Annotated in this window: 14 protein-coding genes; 12 read left to right on the plus strand and 2 right to left on the minus strand. The window is 45.2% G+C overall.

Annotated elements, in window-relative coordinates:
- The first annotated feature begins 27 nt into the window (after window positions 1–27).
- From DXD02_RS11310 to DXD02_RS11360, 10 genes are all read left to right on the plus strand, one after another.
- The gene (locus DXD02_RS11310; protein WP_118666857.1) at window positions 28–1992 is read left to right on the plus strand and encodes an ABC-F family ATP-binding cassette domain-containing protein; all 1965 of its coding nucleotides are present in this window, start codon (window positions 28–30) and stop codon (window positions 1990–1992) included.
- A gap of 449 nt (window positions 1993–2441) precedes the next feature.
- A complete protein-coding gene (locus DXD02_RS11315; RefSeq protein WP_117510557.1) occupies window positions 2442–3443 on the plus strand; it encodes a calcium/sodium antiporter in 1002 nt (333 codons plus the stop codon).
- A 12-nt stretch (window positions 3444–3455) separates the two neighbouring features.
- Entirely contained in the window at window positions 3456–4145 is a 690-nt protein-coding gene (locus DXD02_RS11320) for a TMEM165/GDT1 family protein (RefSeq protein ID WP_055225810.1), read from the plus strand.
- A gap of 463 nt (window positions 4146–4608) precedes the next feature.
- Window positions 4609–6195: an AAA family ATPase gene (locus DXD02_RS11325; protein WP_055225808.1), complete on the plus strand. Its 1587-nt coding sequence runs from the start codon at window positions 4609–4611 to the stop codon at window positions 6193–6195.
- A gap of 38 nt (window positions 6196–6233) precedes the next feature.
- Entirely contained in the window at window positions 6234–6716 is a 483-nt protein-coding gene (locus DXD02_RS11330; RefSeq protein ID WP_055268132.1) for a prolyl-tRNA synthetase associated domain-containing protein, read from the plus strand.
- Window positions 6717–6966: 250 nt separating this feature from the next.
- Window positions 6967–7176, plus strand: a complete 210-nt coding sequence (locus DXD02_RS16425) for a hypothetical protein (protein ID WP_055225802.1) — start codon at window positions 6967–6969, stop codon at window positions 7174–7176.
- Window positions 7177–7261: 85 nt separating this feature from the next.
- Window positions 7262–8011 carry a nucleoside phosphorylase gene (locus DXD02_RS11340; RefSeq protein WP_117802692.1) on the plus strand — a complete coding sequence of 250 codons (750 nt, stop codon included), beginning with the start codon at window positions 7262–7264 and terminating at the stop codon, window positions 8009–8011.
- A gap of 80 nt (window positions 8012–8091) precedes the next feature.
- Window positions 8092–8631, plus strand: a complete 540-nt coding sequence (locus tag DXD02_RS11350) for a kinase (RefSeq protein ID WP_226906354.1) — start codon at window positions 8092–8094, stop codon at window positions 8629–8631.
- A gap of 113 nt (window positions 8632–8744) precedes the next feature.
- Window positions 8745–10433: an AAA family ATPase gene (locus DXD02_RS11355; RefSeq protein ID WP_055225796.1), complete on the plus strand. Its 1689-nt coding sequence runs from the start codon at window positions 8745–8747 to the stop codon at window positions 10431–10433.
- A gap of 13 nt (window positions 10434–10446) precedes the next feature.
- On the plus strand, window positions 10447–10893 hold the full coding sequence (locus tag DXD02_RS11360) for a GNAT family N-acetyltransferase (protein WP_118601473.1): 447 nt from the start codon (window positions 10447–10449) through the stop codon (window positions 10891–10893).
- A 107-nt stretch (window positions 10894–11000) separates the two neighbouring features.
- Here the strand turns inward: DXD02_RS11360 and DXD02_RS11365 are convergent, their stop codons facing one another.
- A complete protein-coding gene (locus DXD02_RS11365) occupies window positions 11001–12137 on the minus strand; it encodes a glycerate kinase family protein (protein ID WP_118666858.1) in 1137 nt (378 codons plus the stop codon).
- A complete protein-coding gene (locus tag DXD02_RS11370; RefSeq protein WP_118666859.1) occupies window positions 12137–13735 on the minus strand; it encodes an AAA family ATPase in 1599 nt (532 codons plus the stop codon). The genes DXD02_RS11365 and DXD02_RS11370 overlap by 1 nt, the downstream gene beginning before the upstream one ends.
- A gap of 490 nt (window positions 13736–14225) precedes the next feature.
- Here DXD02_RS11370 and ileS point away from each other — a divergent pair, with 490 nt between their 5' ends.
- Together ileS and DXD02_RS11380 are read left to right on the plus strand one after the other, a co-directional pair.
- Window positions 14226–17345 (plus strand): isoleucine--tRNA ligase, encoded by a 3120-nt coding sequence (gene ileS, locus DXD02_RS11375; RefSeq protein WP_055222021.1) that lies wholly within the window; start codon window positions 14226–14228, stop codon window positions 17343–17345.
- Between the two features lie 108 nt (window positions 17346–17453).
- A complete protein-coding gene (locus DXD02_RS11380) occupies window positions 17454–19916 on the plus strand; it encodes a glycogen/starch/alpha-glucan phosphorylase (protein ID WP_118666860.1) in 2463 nt (820 codons plus the stop codon).
- The last annotated feature ends 193 nt before the right edge of the window (window positions 19917–20109 follow it).

Genomic DNA, 20109 nt, shown 5'->3' on the forward strand with positions numbered 1-20109 from the left:
GTTCACACAACAGAAAAGGTATAAAACATGAGATATCAGATCAGAAATGCAAAAGTACAGTTTGGCGCGGATACGATTTTAAACAGTGTGAATTTCGAAATTCACGATACAGAAAAAATTGCAATTGTCGGTAGAAACGGCTGTGGAAAAACGACGCTGCTGCGGCTGATTGCTGGGGATATTGAGATGAGTAATCTGGACAGCGACGAGACCTGCGGGATTACAATGAGCGGAAAACAGAACATCGGTTTTCTGCGCCAGATTAATTTTACCGATGGAGATGTGCCGGTAAAAGAGGAGCTGGAGAAGGCTTTCTCAGAAGTCTTTGCGTGCGAGGCACGAAAAAAGGAAATCGAAAAGCTGCTCGCCGAGACGGAAGATCACAAAAAGCTGCTGGCGGAGTACGATTTTCTGGAGCGGAGAATCGAGAGTCTGCACGGGTACAGCTGGAAAAAAGATATGGAAACGATGTTCCAGAAATTTGGTTTTGCGCTCGAAGATCTGGAAAAACCGATCGGTGAATTTTCGGGCGGACAGCAGACAAAAATTGCCCTAATTCAGCTCCTCTTACAGCGCCCGGACATCCTGCTTCTGGACGAGCCGACCAACCACCTCGACATCGCTGCAGTGGAGTGGTTGGAAAATTATCTGAAAAGCTACGAAAATGCCGTTATCATTGTATCACATGACCGCATGTTTCTGGACCGCGTGATTGATGTGACGTATGAAATCGAATACGGTGACATCAAACGGTATCCGGGAAATTATTCGGCATTTGTGAAACAAAAAGAAGAAGCACAGATCAAACAGGAAAAAGACTATGAAGCGCAGCAGAAGGAAATCGAGCGTCTGACGGCGTGGATTGAAAAATGGAAAAATACACCGACAAAAGTTGCGGCCACCCGTTCGAAACGAATGGCGATCGAGCACATGGTAAAAATTGAGAAACCGCGGCGGTTTGACACGAGGACATTCCACGCCTTATTCCATCCGGTACGCGAAAGCTATACGGATGTGCTCACGATGAAGAAACTGAAAATCGGATACGATACCGTCCTGAGCGAGGTTTCGGCCGTCATCAAAAAAGCAGAACGGATTGTGATCATCGGAGAAAACGGAAAAGGAAAATCGACGCTTCTGAAAACCGTTGTGGGCGAAATCAATCCACTGGGCGGAAGTTATCAATTTGGAAACCGCGTGGATTTTGCGTACTTTGATCAGCACAAAGCAGTCAACCAGAAATTCGACCCGGAGCAGACGGTGCTCGACTATTTCTGGAGTCTTTATCCGAACCTGCTTCGCAACGATGTCCGAAGTGCACTGGGAGCCTTTCTGTTTTCCGGTGAGGATGTCGAAAAGAAAATGGGGCAGCTCTCCGGCGGTGAAAAAGTGAGGCTGGAGCTCTGCCGGATTTTCTATACGAAACCGAATTTCCTGATCCTGGACGAGCCGACGAATCACATGGATCTGGCGGGAAAAGAAGCGCTGGAAAAAATGCTGACCAGCTACGAGGGAACCGTTCTGTTCGTATCGCACGACCGTTATTTCATCAACCAGGTGGCAACCGGCATTCTGGAGTTCGGCGAGAGCGACGTACAATTTTACGGAATGAATTATGCACAGTATCTCGAAGAAATCAAACGGCAGACGCCGGGCAGAGAAACGGGAAATGCGGGAGGAGCTGTACGAAAACCGGCCGACGTTCCGACACTGGATGATGTGTTTGACAAAAAGAAATATTATAACCCGGGAAAAATTCTGTCCCGCTTAAAACGGCAGCTCGAAAAATACGAGGAGCAGCTTGCGGAGAGTGAGAGCAGAATGTCAGAACTTCAACTGGAAATGATGGACCCGGAACTTTCCGCAAATTACGAACGGCTGATGGAGCTTCAGACGAAAATAGACGAAGAAAATCAGGCACAGGAATCCCTGCTGGAGCGCATGATGGAAACGGAACTGGAACTCGAAGAGATGGAAACACAGGACGAATAGAGAGGTGAGTACCATAGAAAAGATAGATCAGTTTAAAAATGGACTATCATGAAAATGAAGTTTTTCTCGTTTTAGGATATTCGGTTTGTTATATTTTGTAAAGTATTCTGCACCCATGACTGGTATGCATTCGTAAGCGGGGCTGAAATCTTTCGGATAAAAAAGTCAAATTTTGTTGACAACCCTGAAGACATTTGATAGTATTTATCAAGTAATGTAATATTCCATGAGGGAGTAGTTAGCACGAATGTGTGATTTGTCAACATTCTGATTATAAAAAAAGAGTATAATCTGGCAAATCTTAAATAATGAGACTCATGTATATCAATGAACAGCCTGCAAAAAAGCTGGCCGTTTATTGATATACATGGGTCTTTTTTTACGCGGGTAATGAGTAGGAACCCCCGCTTCTGCTAATGATACGATTATGGAAAACAAAGGAGGAAAACATGGAAAATTTCATCAACAACGCCCCGTTTGCTCTTGTGCTTGTCTGTCTCGTCATCGGTTTTGTCCTGCTGATCAAAGGTGCGGACTTTTTCGTAGAAGGAAGCTCAAGCGCGGCAAAGAGACTGCATGTTCCGTCGATCATCATCGGACTGACCATTGTTGCCATGGGAACATCACTTCCGGAGACCGCGGTCAGTGTATCAGCTTCACTTACCGGCAACAACGAGCTTGCCGTCAGTAATGTCATCGGTTCCAATATCTTTAACCTGATGGTTGTCATCGGTGTCTGTGCCGTACTGACTACCGTAGAAGTCGCAAAGGAAACCATCAAAAGAGACATCCCGCTGTCCCTGATCTGCGCCGGACTTTTAATGGTTTTAGGAATCAGCGGACTCGGCGATAAATCCGGTATGATGCTCGGTCACCTGGACGGTGTGATCTTAATTGGATTCTTTGCAGGTTACATTGTCTACATGGTTCAGATTGCCTTAAAGGCAAACCGCGAAGGAAAAAAAGTCGAAATTGAAGGCGGTTCCGACGAGGATATCAAGCTGCTTTCCGTTCCGAAGAGTATCGTGTTCATCGTCGGCGGAGCAGTCGCCATTGCAGTCGGCGGAGATGTGACCGTAGATGCCGCAGCAAGAATCGCGGGCGATCTTGGAATGAGCCAGACTCTGATCGGACTGACCATTGTTTCCATCGGAACTTCCCTTCCGGAACTCGTAACTTCTATCGTTGCTGCCAGAAAGAATGAAGTTGATATGGCACTTGGCAATGCGATCGGTTCTAATATCTTCAACATTCTTATGGTACTTGGCATTGCATCCGCAATCAGCCCGATGGCCATCATTACGGAAAATATAATTGATTTGTGTGTATTGATCGTATTCACGGTATGTGTATGGATTTTTGCAGGAACCAAAAAGAAAATCGGAAGAGTCGAAGGTTTCTGTATGGTCGCATTTTATGCCGCATATGCCATTTATATCATTATAAGATAAGGGGAATGGAAAATGGTGTTATTTCTAAAGGTGTTTCTTACCGAGTTCATCGCAGAGATGGGCGATAAGACGCAGCTCATGCTGATTGCGCTTACTTCGAAGTACAAGCTGAAAGACATTATCCTGGGAACCGCAGCCGCGATTCTGGTACTGAATGGAATGGCGGTTCTCGCAGGCGGCCTCGTCAGCGAATTCATTCCGGACTGGCTGATTAAGACGATTGCAGCACTCGCATTTCTTTACTTCGCAGCATCCACCATTTCCGGTGATGATGACGAGGAAGAGGAAGAAGGCGGCAAATCCAAAATTCGGTTCGCACCGCTCGCCGTTTTCTGTACGTTCTTCGTAGCAGAGCTCGGAGACAAAACACAGCTTACCGCAATCACCTTTGGTGCAAATGAAGGTATGGGATCCGCATTCGTTGTATGGATCGGATGTTCTCTCGGACTGTTCGCAGCGGATATTCTCGGAATGCTGGTCGGCTATCTCTTAAAGAGCAAGACACCGGATGGGCTGCTGAATACACTGGCGTTTGTCATCTTTTCAATTTTCGGTGTATACACACTTTACCAGGGACTGAAACTGATCAGCGCAAGCGTCTGTCCACTGCCGGTATGGCCGGTACTGATCGCTGCAACGGCTGTTTTTGTTGTTGCATGTGTCTGTCTTTTTGTGAAAAGAGAGAAGAAAAAAGCAAAATAAAAACTGCGTGCCGCATACTCATGATTTTGATGAAAACTGCGGTGCGCATTTTTTATGCGGCAAAATGAAAGTTTACCATTGAAGCATTTATAGGGTATAATATTTTGTAACTATTCAGAGCCCCATCTCGCCATATGAAATTCCAGAAAAATAGCTCATTCATGTAAACATGATTCGCGATTTTTCTTCCATTTCGCATGGCTCTGAATAGTTACAATATTTTCAAATCATTATTTACGAGGATGAAGGATAATAACATGTCTGATTTTAGTATCAACGAAATGCAGGAAATGCAGAAAGCGGGAAAAATGCGGACTGAAAAACAGAAGACCGGAATTGTATGGGATTCTCACAGGAGGACGAAAGTGAAAAACCGGAAGCTGCGTGGGAAAATCCTGTCCTTGTGATAGTCAGAGGGATCAAGTATAATGAGTCATATAAAATGTTGACGGGAGGGATTTGCATGGGAAGTTATCTGAATCCGGGAAATGAAGCATTTGCGGTTGCATTAAATTCTGAGATTTATGTTGATAAAACAGGACTGCTGACTTATACGAATAAAGTCATGAACACTCTGCAGGGATATATCTGCAACAGCCGCCCGCGGCGGTTTGGAAAATCAATTACGGCAAATATGCTCACCGCGTATTACAGCAAGGGCTGCAGTTCGAAAGAAATGTTTTCCGGGCTGGAAATCAGCAGGGCAAAGGATTTTGAAAAACATCTGAATCAGTATGATGTGCTCCACTGGGATATCCAATGGTGTATGGAACCGGCAGGCGGACCGGAGCGGATTGTTTCTTATATCTCAGAAAAAACGATTTCGGAGTTAAAAGAATATTATCCCCATATACTTCCAGAAGAAATCCGGTCACTGCCGGAGGCGCTGTCGCGGATCAACGCGGCATCCGGGACAAAATTTATTGTGATTATAGACGAATGGGATGTTCTGATTCGTGACGAGGCGGCGGATCTCAAAACACAGGAAGAATATATCAATTTTCTGCGGGCGATGTTCAAAGGGACGGAGCCGACAAAATATATTCAACTGGCATATCTGACAGGTATTTTGCCTGTAAAAAAAGAAAAGACACAGTCGGCGCTGAACAATTTCAAAGATTATTCGATGCTGTATGCCGGGCCGATTGCACCATATGTAGGTTTTACAGAAACAGAAGTTCAAAAACTATGTGAAGTATATGGTCAGAAGTTTGAAGAAGTCAAACGATGGTACGACGGTTATCAGATTGGGAAATATCATGTATACAATCCAAATGCCGTTGTGAACCTGATGCTCGAAGGCGAATTCCAGAGCTACTGGTCCGGAACCGCATCCTATGAGGCGATTGTTCCGCTGATCAATATGGATTTTGATGGCCTGAAAAGTGCCGTAATCGAAATGCTTTCAGGAGATCATGTTCCGGTTGATGTTACCTCTTTTCAGAACGATACCGTTAGCTTCGCCAATAAAGACGATGTGCTGACGTATCTGATTCACCTTGGATATCTGGCCTATGACCGGACATTTAGAACTGCTTTTATTCCGAATGAGGAAATCCGTCAGGAATTGATTCTGGCAACGAAAAGGAAAAAATGGAATGAGTTGATTGTATTTCAAAAAGAATCAGAGCAGCTTCTGAAAGATACAATTCAGATGAATGGAAACGCAGTAGCAAAAGAAATTGAAAAAATTCACAGGGAATATACTTCTGTGATTCAGTATAACAATGAAAACTCACTCAGCAGTGTTCTGTCCATTGCCTATTTGAGTTCCATGCAATACTATTTCAAACCAATCCGCGAATTTCCCGCGGGTCGTGGATTTGCAGACTTTGTGTTTATTCCAAAGCCGGAGTTTCAGAATTATTACCCGGCGCTTGTTGTGGAACTGAAATGGGACAAAAGCGTCAGAGCAGCATTAGATCAGATCAGAGACAGAAAATATCCGGAGTCTGTTGCATGCTATGCAGGGGAGCTTTTGCTGGTGGGAATTAACTACAATGAAAAAACAAAAGAACATGAATGCCGGATTGAAAAGTATGAAAAATAAGGGCATATTTCAATTTCAGTTTACAGAGATAAAAGAGTATGGATAAGATAGAGATATATCATTATTTAAAAAGGCAAAATATAGCGTATGAAATTACGGAACATAAGGCAGTTTTCAATATGGAAGAAGCAGATGCTGTTGATTTGCCGTATCCAGAGTGGGGCGCTAAAAATTTATTTGTTCGCGACGATAAAAAACGTAATTATTATTTGATAACGATGAAAGGGAACAAGCGAGTAGATTTGAAAGCGTTTCGCAGGCAACGTGGTCTGCGTGCACTTTCTTTTGCAGCTGCGGAGGAATTATTTGATATTATGAAACTGATACCCGGTGCCGTTACGCCGCTTGGTATTCTAAACGATGCCGAACACAGAGTTCAAGTCTTCATGGACGTGGAATTTGTCGGAAATAAAATTGGTGTTCATCCAAATGATAATACAGCAACCGTTTGGATGCAGGCTGATGATTTAATGAAAATAATTCAGAAGCATGGAAATACTGTGGAATACGCATGTATATAATCGAAAGGTATTGCTAAAAAGTCTGAAAAAAGAAAAGTTCACAAACAAAAATGGTTCTCATTCTGCACTAAATATATTTACCGAGTATTCCATGACAGATCCCGGTGATCTGGCGGAATATTTTGGCTTCACAGAGCAGGAGATATCTGCCCTCTGTGAAAAATATGAGATGAGTTTTGAAGAAGCAAAAACGTAGTACGATGGTTATCAGTTGATTGCGCATCGGCAGACTGGAGATGAAATTTATTCCATGTATAGCCCGAAATCTGTGGTAGAAGCCATGCTGCGCCACAAATTCGGAACCTATTGGAACCAGACGGAAACGTATGAGGCCTTAAAAATTTATATTCAAATGGATATGGATGGCCTGAAAGATTCTGTGGTTCGAATGCTTGCCGGTATCAATTATAATAAAAAAACGAAGAAACATGAATGTGTTATTGAAGTAATGCAAAAATAAAAACGGAAGTCTCATGTCTGCGCAGTAAGGGTGGTGGATATGGGACTTTTTGGTAAAGATAAATAAAATTTATGGAGGAAACAGAATGATTATTGATTCTTATGATATCAACAGCGAGCCGATTGTAAAGCTGGAGAATTTTTATGGGGAGAAGCAGCATCTGGTAAAAAAATGTATGGTAATTTTTTCAAAAGTAATATATGAATACATGCTTGAAAAATTCCCATGCCGACAGATTGCAGAAGTAAGAGCATGCAATGGAAATATACCGGTTTGGACTCTGCCATATGAGGAAGAAACGATTGCTTTCTACCTGACACCAATTGGTTCCGCTCTTGCAGCAGGAACGATTGCCGAAGTCAATCATTTAACAGGAGCATCCGTCTTTATCATGTTTGGCTCGTGCGGCAGTCTGGACAAAGAAGCAACCGATGGAAAGTTTATTCTCCCAACGGAGGCATACCGGGGAGAAGGACTGTCCTATTATTTTGCAGAACCGCAGGACTACATAAAAATAAAAAACACGGACAAACTGGCGGAATTTTTCAAAGAAAGGAAACTGCCATACGTTCAGGGGCGCGTATGGACGACAGACAGTATGCTTCGGGAAACGGTAAATCTTGTAAGAAAACGAAAAGAAGAAGGATGCATTGCCGTGGAAATGGAACTCGCAGGCGTTCAGGCGATCAGTGATTTTTATGGATTTGAACTGTATGATTTTCTTGTTGCGGGAGATGTGCTGATCGAAGGAAACTATGAAACGAATGGATTATCTGCCGCTAACCACGATCTGGACAAGCTGTTTCTGGCGCTGCAGATAGCGAAAAGTGTATAAAATTACAATGTTTGAGGAAAAAGAAATATTTCAGAGCCGTTTGCAGAAACTTTTAGATAATACGAAAGCGGGAATTATGTATGGAGAATGGAATGACAATGGGCGATTGCTTACGGACGAATAAATTAATCATTTTAAGAGGAAATTCCGGCAGTGGAAAAACAACTATTGCAAAGGAATTACAGCAAGTGTTCGGAAATAATACAATGCTGATCTCGCAGGATGTTATCCGAAGAGATATGCTCAAAGTCAAAGACGGAGAAAATACAAAGGCGCTGCCTCTTCTGGAAGAACTTCTGCGATATGGAAGAAAACACAGCGAGATTGTTATTCTGGAAGGAATACTGAATGCGGAATGGTATCGTGCATTATTTGAGCTGGCAGTAGCTTTATATGGAAAAAATATATACGCATATTACTTCGACATCCCCTTCGAGGAGACCGTGAAGCGCCACAAAACAAAGCCGAACTGCAATGATTTCAGTGCAGAAGATATGCAGAGATGGTGGAACGAAAAAGATTATACATCCGTTCTGTATGAAACCAGAATAACGGCGGATCAGGACAGAGAAAGCATAGTTCGTGACATCTGTCAAAACATAATATCCAATGGAAAATAATTGCTTCGGACAGGGAATGATCTTTGTTCTGCCAGAGAAATATGATAAAATAGAAACAGAAATAAATTTTTGCAAGCCTGTCGGTGGTAAAGGATTTAGGAAGGAGCAGACCCATGAAATCAGTAATTTCCATTGGAAATCAGGATTTTATATCCATCAGAAAGAATAACTGTTTTTATATCGATAAGACGGATTTTATCAGGGAATGGTGGGACAATCAGGACAGTGTTACTCTGATCACACGCCCAAGAAGATTCGGCAAGACCCTGAATATGAGTATGGTCGAATATTTCTTTTCCGTAAATCATTCCGAATGCAGCAAATATTTTGAAGACCTTGTCATCTGGAAAGAGGAAAGATTTCGTAAGCTGCAGGGAACGTATCCGGTGATTTCCCTCAGCTTTGCAGATATCAAGGCAACCACATATGAGACTGCAAGAAGAGCGGTAATTCGTAAGCTGGTAAAATTATATAGTACTTTTGAATTTGTCAAATCCAGCAAAGTATTAAATGAAAAAGACCGCGCCTATTTTGATTCCGTTGAAGAAAATATGTCGGATGATGCGGCAGCAGTAGCTGTCAATTATCTGTCCGATTATCTGAGCCGCTATTACGGAAAAAAGGTGATTATTCTTCTGGATGAGTATGATACTCCTTTGCAGGAATCGTATATTCATGGGTATTGGGAGAATCTTACTGCGTTTATCAGAAGCCTGTTCAATTCCACATTCAAAACGAATCCCTATATGGAACGGGGACTGCTGACAGGAATAACAAGAGTCAGTAAAGAATCTATCTTTTCCGATCTGAATAATCTTGAAGTTGTAACAACAACATCGGAAAAGTACAGCGGCTCGTTTGGCTTTACAGAAGAAGAAGTCTTTCATGCGCTGGAGGAAAATGGGCTGTCCGATGAAAAAGGAACCGTCCGCTATTGGTATGATGGATTTTCCTTTGGAAAACGGAAGGATATTTACAATCCGTGGTCCATTACAAAATATCTGGACACGGGAGAATATGGAACGTACTGGGCAGACACCAGCGGAAATATGCTGATCTCCAATCTGATCCGTCGAAGTCCTGCAAAGATCAAGACGGAAATGGAAGATTTATTAAACGGCAGAGTGATCTGCACAGAATTGGATGAGCAGGTTATTTTTGAACAGCTTGGCAGAAAGCGGGGAGCCATCTGGAGTCTTATGCTTGCGAGCGGATATCTGAAAGTGGATCGGTACGAAATGGATAACCGAACAGGAAAGCGCCAGTATGATTTGAAAGTGACAAATCATGAGACAATGCTGATGTTTGAACAAATGATAGAGGACTGGTTTACAGAAGAAGATTCTGCATATGGCAATTTTAAAGATGCTCTGCTTGCCGGAGATCTGGATTATATGAACCAGTTTATGAATCAGGTAGCACTTCAGACATTCAGCAGTTTCGACACGGGCGGAAAACCATCAGAGGAACTCGAACCAGAAAGATTTTACCATGGATTTGTCCTTGGGCTGATTGTTGATCTGGCCGGAAAATACAGAATCACTTCCAACAGAGAAAGTGGATTCGGAAGGTATGACGTAGTAATGGAGCCATTGAAAGAAAACCTGGATGCGATCGTAATGGAATTTAAGGTTCAGAACACATCAAAAGAAAAGTCGCTGGAAGAGACGGTGGAGCATGCACTTCGTCAGATTCAGGAAAAACAGTATGACACAGAATTGCTTGCCAGAGGAATCGCAAAGGAGCGGATCAGGTATTATGGATTTGCGTTTCGGGGGAAGAAAGTGTTGATTGGAAATTAAAATGAGAGAAAATATGAAAATCAGAAAAGCAGAACTGAAAGACCTGTCCAGAATTGCGGAAATTTTCGTGTTCAACAACCGAATCAATTATTTCCCGATTTTTCACGAGGAGGCCTATTCCTTCGGTGAAATGCAGGTAGTCCCGATGATCGACCAGTACTTTAAGAAAGAAGAAATCTTAAACCGCATCTATGTCTACGATGATGGAATTATAAGAGGTTTTACAGAAATCAACGGAACCGAAATCTGTAAACTATACGTAGATCCATGTCTGCAGAACAACGGAGTCGGCCACGCGCTGATTACCTTTGTAATTGAAAAGTTTGACGCAGACCATCTATGGGCATTGGAGAAAAATACGCGTGCCATTGCGTTTTACAACCGCCACGGATTTCGGTGGGCAGGAACGAAACAGCTGGAAGCAGGAACGACAGAATATCTGCTGGAATTAAGACGATGAGAGCGCGGCGTGCTTTCTGTCCTTCCTGCAAAAATTAAAGCAGGAGAAAACGGTCTTGTATTTTAACCGACTCAAGCAAGTAGCGAAGCGGATTGCGAATATCCGCTTTACTGAAGCAAAAATAGCCGAAAAGCCTGTTCCACGGTATCTGTCATATTTTCTGCCGCATTTTCTATGTCCATAGCTTCTTCGAGTGAAACGACGCTCCGCAGAATCGGGAAAAAGGCATCAATTCCGGCGGCGTTGCATGTGGATGCATCTTTTGTAACACAGCCTGAGAATGCAAGGACAGGTTTGCCGTATTCTTTTGACAGTTTTGCAACTCCGATCGGCGCTTTTCCCATCACGGTTTGCCCATCGAGCTGTCCCTCACCGGTGATGACAAGATCAGCGTCTCTCACATCATCACGAAGTCGGGTTTCATCCAGTATGATCTGAATGCCGGGTTCCAGTGAAGCAGAAAGAAACGTCTGAAAAGCAAATCCAAGTCCGCCTGCAGCACCCGTTCCGGGAAATTCCGCGTCGACGTTCGGGAATGTTTTCCGGCAGAGTGCGGCGTAGGAGGCAAGCGATGTGTCCATACGTTTGATCATGACAGCATCCGCGCCCTTCTGCGGTCCGAAAACGGCGCTGCAGCCGTTGGAACCGCAGAGCGGATTCGTTACATCGCAGGCAATACGGAAGGTGCATTCCGAAAGTTCCGGCAGAACGTGATCTGCCGTAATCGTGGTAAGAGATTCCAGTCCGACAGCACCAAAAGGAACCTGTTTTCCTTCTGCATCGAGCAGTCCGAAACCGAGTGCCTGTAGCATACCAATACCGCCGTCATTTGTGGCACTTCCGCCGATTCCAATGATAAAGCGGTGGCAGCCATTGCGGATGGCATCGCAGATAACCTCACCGACACCGTACGTTGTGGCGTACAGCGGATTTTTCTCATCGCCGTGTACCTGCGTAATACCGGCAGCCCCCGACATCTCGATAATGGCGGTCTGCGTTCGGTCGATGATGCCATACGGGCAGATAACCTGCTTTCCGGCAGGACCGGTCACCGAAACGGAGACAAGCCGTCCGCCAAGACCTTCGGTCAGTGCCTGAACGGTACCTTCACCGCCATCGGCAAGCGGGCGCACAACCGTCTCCACCTTCGGATCGACACGATAAATCCCGGTGGCGGCCGCTGTTCCAGCCTGCAGAGAGGAAAGGCTTCCTTTAAAAGAATCAATTGCAATCACAACTTTCATCATTTTTCTCCTGATTTCAAATATTTTTCAATCCGACACTCATGCACCTTCGTCTTCTTATCATAATTAACACCAACCAGCAGAATATCCCCTGTATAAGATGCAATGGAAGCCGGGTAATGCTGTCTTTTAATCTGATCCAGTGCCGTTTCCGCATTCTTGTTCCATTTCAGTTCTACTACAAGCGCCGGAAAATCGTATCGGTATTCCGGCTTTGGCAGAAAGACAAAATCGGAAAAACCGCGCCCGGTCGGAAGTTCACGAATGGGTTTGAAGTAATATTGTATGGAACTTAAATAAGCAATCGTGAGCACACAACTGAGTGAATTTTCATTATGATACTGAATCACAGAAGTATATTCCTCATGGATCTTTCCAATTCCTGCAGCAACCGCATTTTCATCCATAGCAAGTGTAGCATCCAGAAGCTCTGCAGATTCCTGCTGAAAGGTAAGAAGTTCATTCCAGCGGTTGGAAGTAACCGCCGTCAGAAATTCCCGGCGGATTTCTTCATTTGGAATGTATGCCATCTGCGTCTGCTGATTATAGGCAAGATACCCTAGATGAATCAGCAGCGTCAGAACATCATCTTTATTCACAAAGCTGACCATATCATTTTTAAAGGAAGTAACCAGTACGGGAACTGCGGCGCCGGAAAGCATCTCCAGAATTGCTGTTTTCAATCCGTCAAAATCCATATTGATAAAAGGAACCATCGAGTCGTATGTGCTCGTCTCCGACCAATAGCTTTGGAATGTCCCATCCAGAAGCAGACTTGTCACCGCGTTTGGATTGTATACATGGTAATTTCCAAGCAGATAGCCGTCGTACCATCGTCTGACTTCCTCAAAATTTTGTCCGTATTTCTGACAGAGAGCGGAAACTTCATCTTCTGTGAATCCAATATAGGAAGCCAGCGGGCCTGGATTCAGCATGGAATACTGATGAAAATTATTTAAGGCAGACTGCGTTTTCAATTTTTTGATCGGAAGAATACCCGTGAGAAACGCAAGCTGGATATATTTCGTCGGTTCCGTCCCTTTGAACATTCCACGAAGAAAATTAATGTAATCATCCTGAATTTTCTGGTTGGAGGCCTCATCACGAATCAGGACATCCCATTCATCAATAATAATCACAAATTTCTGTCCGGTCGCCTCTTTGATCCGGGACAGAGCGTCGGGAACGGTGGAAACTTCCGGCGGAAGCTGATCTGCATAGATGGTACGCAGCTCGGCCAGTGTACATTCTGTAATGTAGGCCACAATCTGTTCCGGATCGCTGACATTCGAAAGAAACCACTGGATGTCCAGATGAATCACATCGTACTGGTTCAGATGCTTCTCAAAGTCTGCCGTCTGGCTGATCGCAAGGCCAGAAAACATCTTTCTGGAATCACAGCCCTTGCTGTAATAGGCCGCCAGCATATTTGCAGCAAATGATTTTCCAAACCGCCGCGGGCGGCTGTTGCAGATATAGCCCTGTATGGTGTCCAGAACTTTGTTGGTATACGATAAAAGTCCTGTTTTGTCCACATAGATTTCAGAATTGAGAGCAACCTGAAATGCACTGTTGTCCGGATTCACAAATCTTCCCATGATTTCACTTCCTTTCCGTTTTTTGATTATACCCCGATTTTACCATTCCCCCATCCAAATAGCAACGCACACCCCCGAAAATCCCGTAAAATCGCGGAAAAGAACCGATAAAATATGCTTTCCACTCTTGACAACGCTTACAGCCCCTAGTTATAATAAGGCATGAAAAACGATGACGAAGACAGTAGTCTGCGCGTGAACGGTCTGTGGAAAGCGAGCCGGGGATGGTGGGAGTCCGGTACAAGTAGCGGCAGGTGAACATCACTTCCAAGTTGCAGTTCTGAATCTGCGTACCCGGCGCATAAAATATAGAAAACCGGAGAGCAGTGGTAAGAAGTTGCCGGTTGTTCCCCGTTACAGGAAATGCATATGATAGTATGTAACAGGTGGTTACGATAAGTACAGCTTTCGTCCTATTACAGGGCGGGAGCTTTTTCTTATTTTACGCGAGCAAATCAAACGAGAAACTTAAGTTTCAGGAGGTACAAGCATGTACAAGAAAGTTTCAACCGACATGAACTTTGTCGAGAGAGAAAAACAGGTTGAGAAGTTCTGGGAAGACAATCAGATCTTCGAAAAAAGTATGAAAGTGCGTGAAGGAAATCCGTCCTACGTGTTCTATGACGGACCGCCGACCGCAAACGGAAAACCGCACATCGGCCACGTAGAGACCCGTGTTATCAAGGATATGATCCCGAGATACCGTACCATGAAGGGTTATCAGGTGCCGAGAAAAGCAGGCTGGGATACCCACGGACTGCCGGTAGAGCTGGAAGTTGAGAAAAAACTCGGTCTGGACGGAAAAGATCAGATCGAAAAATACGGCGTAGAGCCATTCATCGAGCAGTGTAAAGAGAGCGTATGGAAATACGAGGGAATGTGGGAAGACTTCTCCCATACCGTTGGCTTCTGGGCTGATATGAAAAACCCATACGTTACGTATCATAACGATTACATCGAGTCCGAGTGGTGGGCATTAAAAGAGATCTGGAAGAAAGGTCTTCTGTACGAAGGACACAAAATCGTTCCTTACTGCCCGCGCTGCGGTACCCCGCTTTCTTCTCACGAAGTAGCGCAGGGATACAAAGATGTCAAAGAACGTTCTGCCGTTGTCCGCTTTAAAGTAAAAGGCGAGGACGCTTACATCCTGGCATGGACCACCACACCGTGGACCCTTCCGTCCAACGTTGCGCTCTGCGTCAACCCGGATGAGGATTATGTAAAAGTAACAAGCAAAGGATATACCTATTATATGGCAGCCGCTCTGGTAGACACCGTTCTCGGTGAGGGCGCTGAAATCCTGGAGCATTATCAGGGCAAAGATCTTGAGTTCAAAGAGTACGAGCCGCTGTTCCCGTACGCTGAGAAGAGAATCGGAAACAAAAAAGCATACTATGTAGTCTGCGATACCTACGTAACACTGACCGATGGTACCGGTGTTGTTCATATCGCCCCTGCATTTGGTGAGGACGACTCCAAGGTCGGTCACAGATACGATCTTCCTTTCGTACAGTTAGTAAACGAAAAAGGTGAGATGACCGAGGAAACTCCGTGGGCAGGCACTTTCTGCAAGAAAGCAGATATGGCCGTTCTGCAGGCACTCGAGGACAAGGACCTTCTGTTTGATGCGCCGCTGTTCGAGCACAGCTACCCGCACTGCTGGAGATGCGATACTCCGCTGATCTACTATGCACGTGAAACCTGGTTCATCCGCATGACTGCAGTAAAAGAGGATCTGATCCGCAACAACAACACCATTAACTGGATTCCGGAAAGCATCGGAAAAGGACGCTTTGGCGACTGGCTGGAAAATGTTCAGGACTGGGGACTTTCCAGAAACCGTTACTGGGGAACTCCGCTTCCGGTATGGCAGTGTGAATGTGGCCATCAGGACTGCATCGGCAGTATCGAAGAGCTGAAAGAAAAAGCCGACAACTGCCCGGATGACATCGAGCTTCACCGCCCATACATCGACGCAGTGACCATCAAGTGCCCGAAATGCGGTAAAGAGATGCACCGTGTACCGGAGGTTATCGACTGCTGGTTCGATTCCGGCTCCATGCCGTTCGCACAGCATCACTATCCATTCGAGAACAAAGAAACCTTCGAGAAACAGTTCCCGGCACAGTTTATTTCCGAGGCTGTAGACCAGACACGTGGATGGTTCTACTCCCTGCTTGCAATTTCCACTCTGCTGTTCAACAAAGCACCGTACGAGAACGTTATCGTTCTTGGTCTGGTACAGGATGAGAACGGACAGAAGATGAGTAAATCCAAAGGAAATGCGGTAGATCCGTTTGACGCACTGCAGACCTACGGTGCCGATGCGATCCGCTGGTACTTCTACACCAGCAGTGCTCCGTGGCTGCCGAGCCGTTTCGCAGGCAAGACGGTCGTGGAAGGACAGAGAAAGTTCATGGGAACCCTGTGGAACACCTACGCGTTCTTTGTCCTGTATGCAAACATCGACAACTTCGATGCAACAAAATACAGTCTGGAATATGACAAACTGGCTGTTATGGATAAATGGCTGCTGTCCCGTCTGGAATCCACTGTAAAAGCAGTAGACGACAACCTGGCAAATTACCGTATCCCGGAGGCAGCAAAAGCACTGCAGTCCTTCGTGGATGATATGAGTAACTGGTATGTACGCCGCTCCCGTGAGCGTTTCTGGGCAAAAGGCATGGAGCAGGATAAAATTAATGCTTACATGACTCTGTACACCGCACTGGTGACCGTTGCAAAAGCAGCAGCTCCGATGATTCCGTTCATGACAGAGGATATTTATCAGAACCTCGTAAAGAGCATCGATGCAAGTGCACCGGAAAGTATCCATCTGTGCGACTTCCCGGAGGTACATGAGAACTGGATCGATCCGAAGATGGAAGAGGATATGGCAGACCTGCTGGAGATCGTCGTTATGGGACGTGCCGCAAGAAATACCGCCAATATCAAAAACCGTCAGCCGATCGGAACCATGTACGTGAAGAGCGAGTTCCAGCTTTCCGAATTCTACAAAGAGATCATCGAGGACGAGCTGAATGTCAAAGAAGTTGTATTTAAAGATGACATCGCAGATTTCATCAGCTACAGCTTCAAACCGCAGATGCGTACCGTAGGACCAAAATACGGAAAACTCCTGAACAAGATCAAAACAACCCTGTCTGAGCTGGATGGAAACAAGGCTATGGCAGAGCTCAAGAGCACCGGCGAACTTAAACTTGACATCGATGGACAGGAAATTGTATTATTAGAGGAGGATTTGTTAATTGACATGGCACAGATGGAAGGCTATGTATCCGAATCCGACCATACAATCACCGTTGTTCTGGATACCAATCTGACTCCGGAACTGATCGAGGAAGGTTTTGTTCGTGAGCTGGTAAGTAAAATCCAGACCATGCGTAAAGAGGCCGGCTTTGAGGTTATGGACAAGATCAGAGTATATGCAAAAGACAACGACAAGATTGTAAGCATCATGAAAAACCATGGTGATGAAATTAAATCTGAAGTTCTGGCAGAAGAAATCGTGACTGGAGAGACAAAGGGCTATGAGAAGGAGTGGAATATCAACTCCGAAAAGGTTACCATGGCAGTAGAGCGTATCTAAGAATACTTCTGGATGCGTTTCCACGACGATCGTTAATATAAAAATCAGCCTGCGAGCGGGGATGCAGACAAGCTCTCCGCTCGCAGACTGCTATTGAGGAGGACGCAGATGTTAAACGCCGAGTTCAACAAAGAAACTTTTAAGAACAGTGTCAAAGAAAACGTAAAAATGCTGTACAGAAAAAATCTGGAAGAGGCTTCCCAGCAGGAAATTTACCAGGCAGTCTGCTACGCAGTAAAAGACGTTATTATTGACAACTGGCTGAAAACCCAGAAAGCAATGGATGAGCAGGATCCGAAGATTCTGTACTATATGTCCATGGAGTTCCTGATGGGACGTGCGCTGGGAAATAACCTGATTAACCTGACTGCATACAAACAGGTACAGGAAGCTCTTGATGAGATGGGACTGAACCTGAACCTTCTGGAGGACCAGGAGAGAGATCCTGCGCTTGGAAACGGCGGTCTTGGCCGTCTGGCAGCATGCTTCCTGGATTCCCTGGCTACACTGGGATATCCGGCATACGGCTGCGGTATCCGTTATAAATACGGTATGTTCAAACAGCAGATCCGCGACGGTTATCAGGTAGAAGTACCGGACAACTGGCTGAAACACGGCTATCCATTCGAGCTGAAACGCCCGGAATACGCAAAAGAAGTAAAATTTGGCGGATACGTAGCACAGGAGTATGATGAGGCTACCGGACGCGTAAACTTCGTACAGAAAGATTACCAGTCTGTAAACGCAATTCCTTACGATATGCCAATCGTAGGATACGACAACGATGTTGTAAACACGCTGACCATCTGGGATGCAGAGGCTATTCAGGACTTCTCATTGGATTCCTTCGACAAAGGTGATTACCACAAAGCGGTTGAGCAGGAAAACCTTGCAAAAACCATCGTAGAGGTTCTGTATCCGAACGACAACCATTACGAAGGAAAAGAGCTGCGTCTGAAACAGCAGTATTTCTTTATTTCTGCAAGCGTACAGAGAGCAGTTGCAAAATATAAAAAACATCACGATGATATCACAAAGCTGTATGAGAAGGTTACCTTCCAGCTGAACGATACTCACCCGACCGTAGCCGTTCCGGAGCTGATGCGAATCCTCATGGACGTAGAAGGCCTTGGCTGGGATGAGGCATGGGAGATCACCACAAAGACCTGCGCATACACCAACCACACCATCATGGCAGAGGCACTCGAGAAATGGCCGGTTGACCTGTTCTCCAGACTTCTTCCGCGTATCTATCAGATCGTAGAGGAGATCAACCGCCGCTTCCTGATCCAGGTAAGAGAGCAGTACCCGGGTGATGAAGAGAAAATCCGCCAGATGGCAGTCATCTACGACGGACAGGTTCATATGGCCCGTCTGGCTATCGTAGGCGGCTATTCTGTCAACGGTGTTGCACAGCTTCATACCGAGATTCTGAAAAAACAGACCTTAAAAGACTTTTACGAGATGACTCCGGAGAAGTTCAACAATAAGACGAACGGTATCACACAGCGTCGTTTCCTGCTTCACGGAAACCCGCTCCTGGCTGATTGGGTAACCGAGTACGCAGGAGACGGCTGGATCACCGATCTGCCGAAGATCGAAAAGATCGCTGAGCTGGCAGATGACACCCAGGCACAGAAGGAATTTATGGAAATCAAATATAAAAATAAAGTCCGCCTGGCAAAATACATCAAAGAGCATAACGGTATCGATGTAGACCCGAACTCCATTTTCGATGTTCAGGTAAAACGTCTGCATGAGTACAAACGTCAGTTTATGAACATTCTGCACATCATGTATCTGTATGACCGCCTGAAAAAGAACCCGGATATGCCGTTCTACCCGAGAACTTTCATCTTCGGAGCAAAAGCATCCGCAGGTTATGAGCGTGCAAAAGCGATTATCAAACTGATCAACTCCGTTGGTGATGTGGTAAACAACGATCCGACCATCAAAGGAAAGATCAAAGTCGTATTTATCGAGGATTATCGTGTCAGCAACGCAGAGCTGATCTTTGCAGCTGCCGATGTTTCCGAGCAGATCTCCACCGCAAGTAAAGAGGCTTCCGGTACCGGTAACATGAAGTTCATGCTGAACGGCGCCCTGACCCTTGGAACCATGGACGGAGCGAACGTAGAGATCGTAGAAGAAGTTGGAAAAGAGAATGCCTTCATCTTCGGACTTTCCGCAGATCAGGTTATCGAATATGAGAACAACTACACCTACGATCCGATGAGCTACTTCATCCACGATCAGGACATCCACAACGTAGTGATGGATCTGATCAGCGGAAGATACTCAAACGGCGACACCATGATGTTCCGTGATTTGTATGACTCTCTGCTCACACCGAAGAATGCTCCGCGCCCGGATATGTACTTTACCCTGGCAGACTTCAAGTCCTATGCGGCAGCACAGGAGCGTGTTGAGGATAAATACAGAAATACTTCTGCATGGGCAAGAAGCGCGATCCTGAATACCGCACACAGCGGCAAATTCACATCCGACCGTACCATCCAGCAGTATGTAGATGATATCTGGCATCTGGACAAGATTACTGTCAGAAAGTAATCAGAATCAAATATAAGTAGTTAGGGGACACCTGCTTTTCCGGGGAAAACCGGAGGGGCGGGTGTTCTTTTTTTGATGCCCGCTGGAAGGATCTGCATCCCGAAAAATGCCTGCAAAACAGGCATTCTTTTGACATTCTACGGGGAGTGTGGTACACTGTTCGTGTCTATGAACTAAAACAATCTGAAATGTA

This window comes from Blautia sp. TF10-30, assembly GCF_003481245.1.
GTDB lineage: Bacteria > Bacillota > Clostridia > Lachnospirales > Lachnospiraceae > Fusicatenibacter > Fusicatenibacter saccharivorans.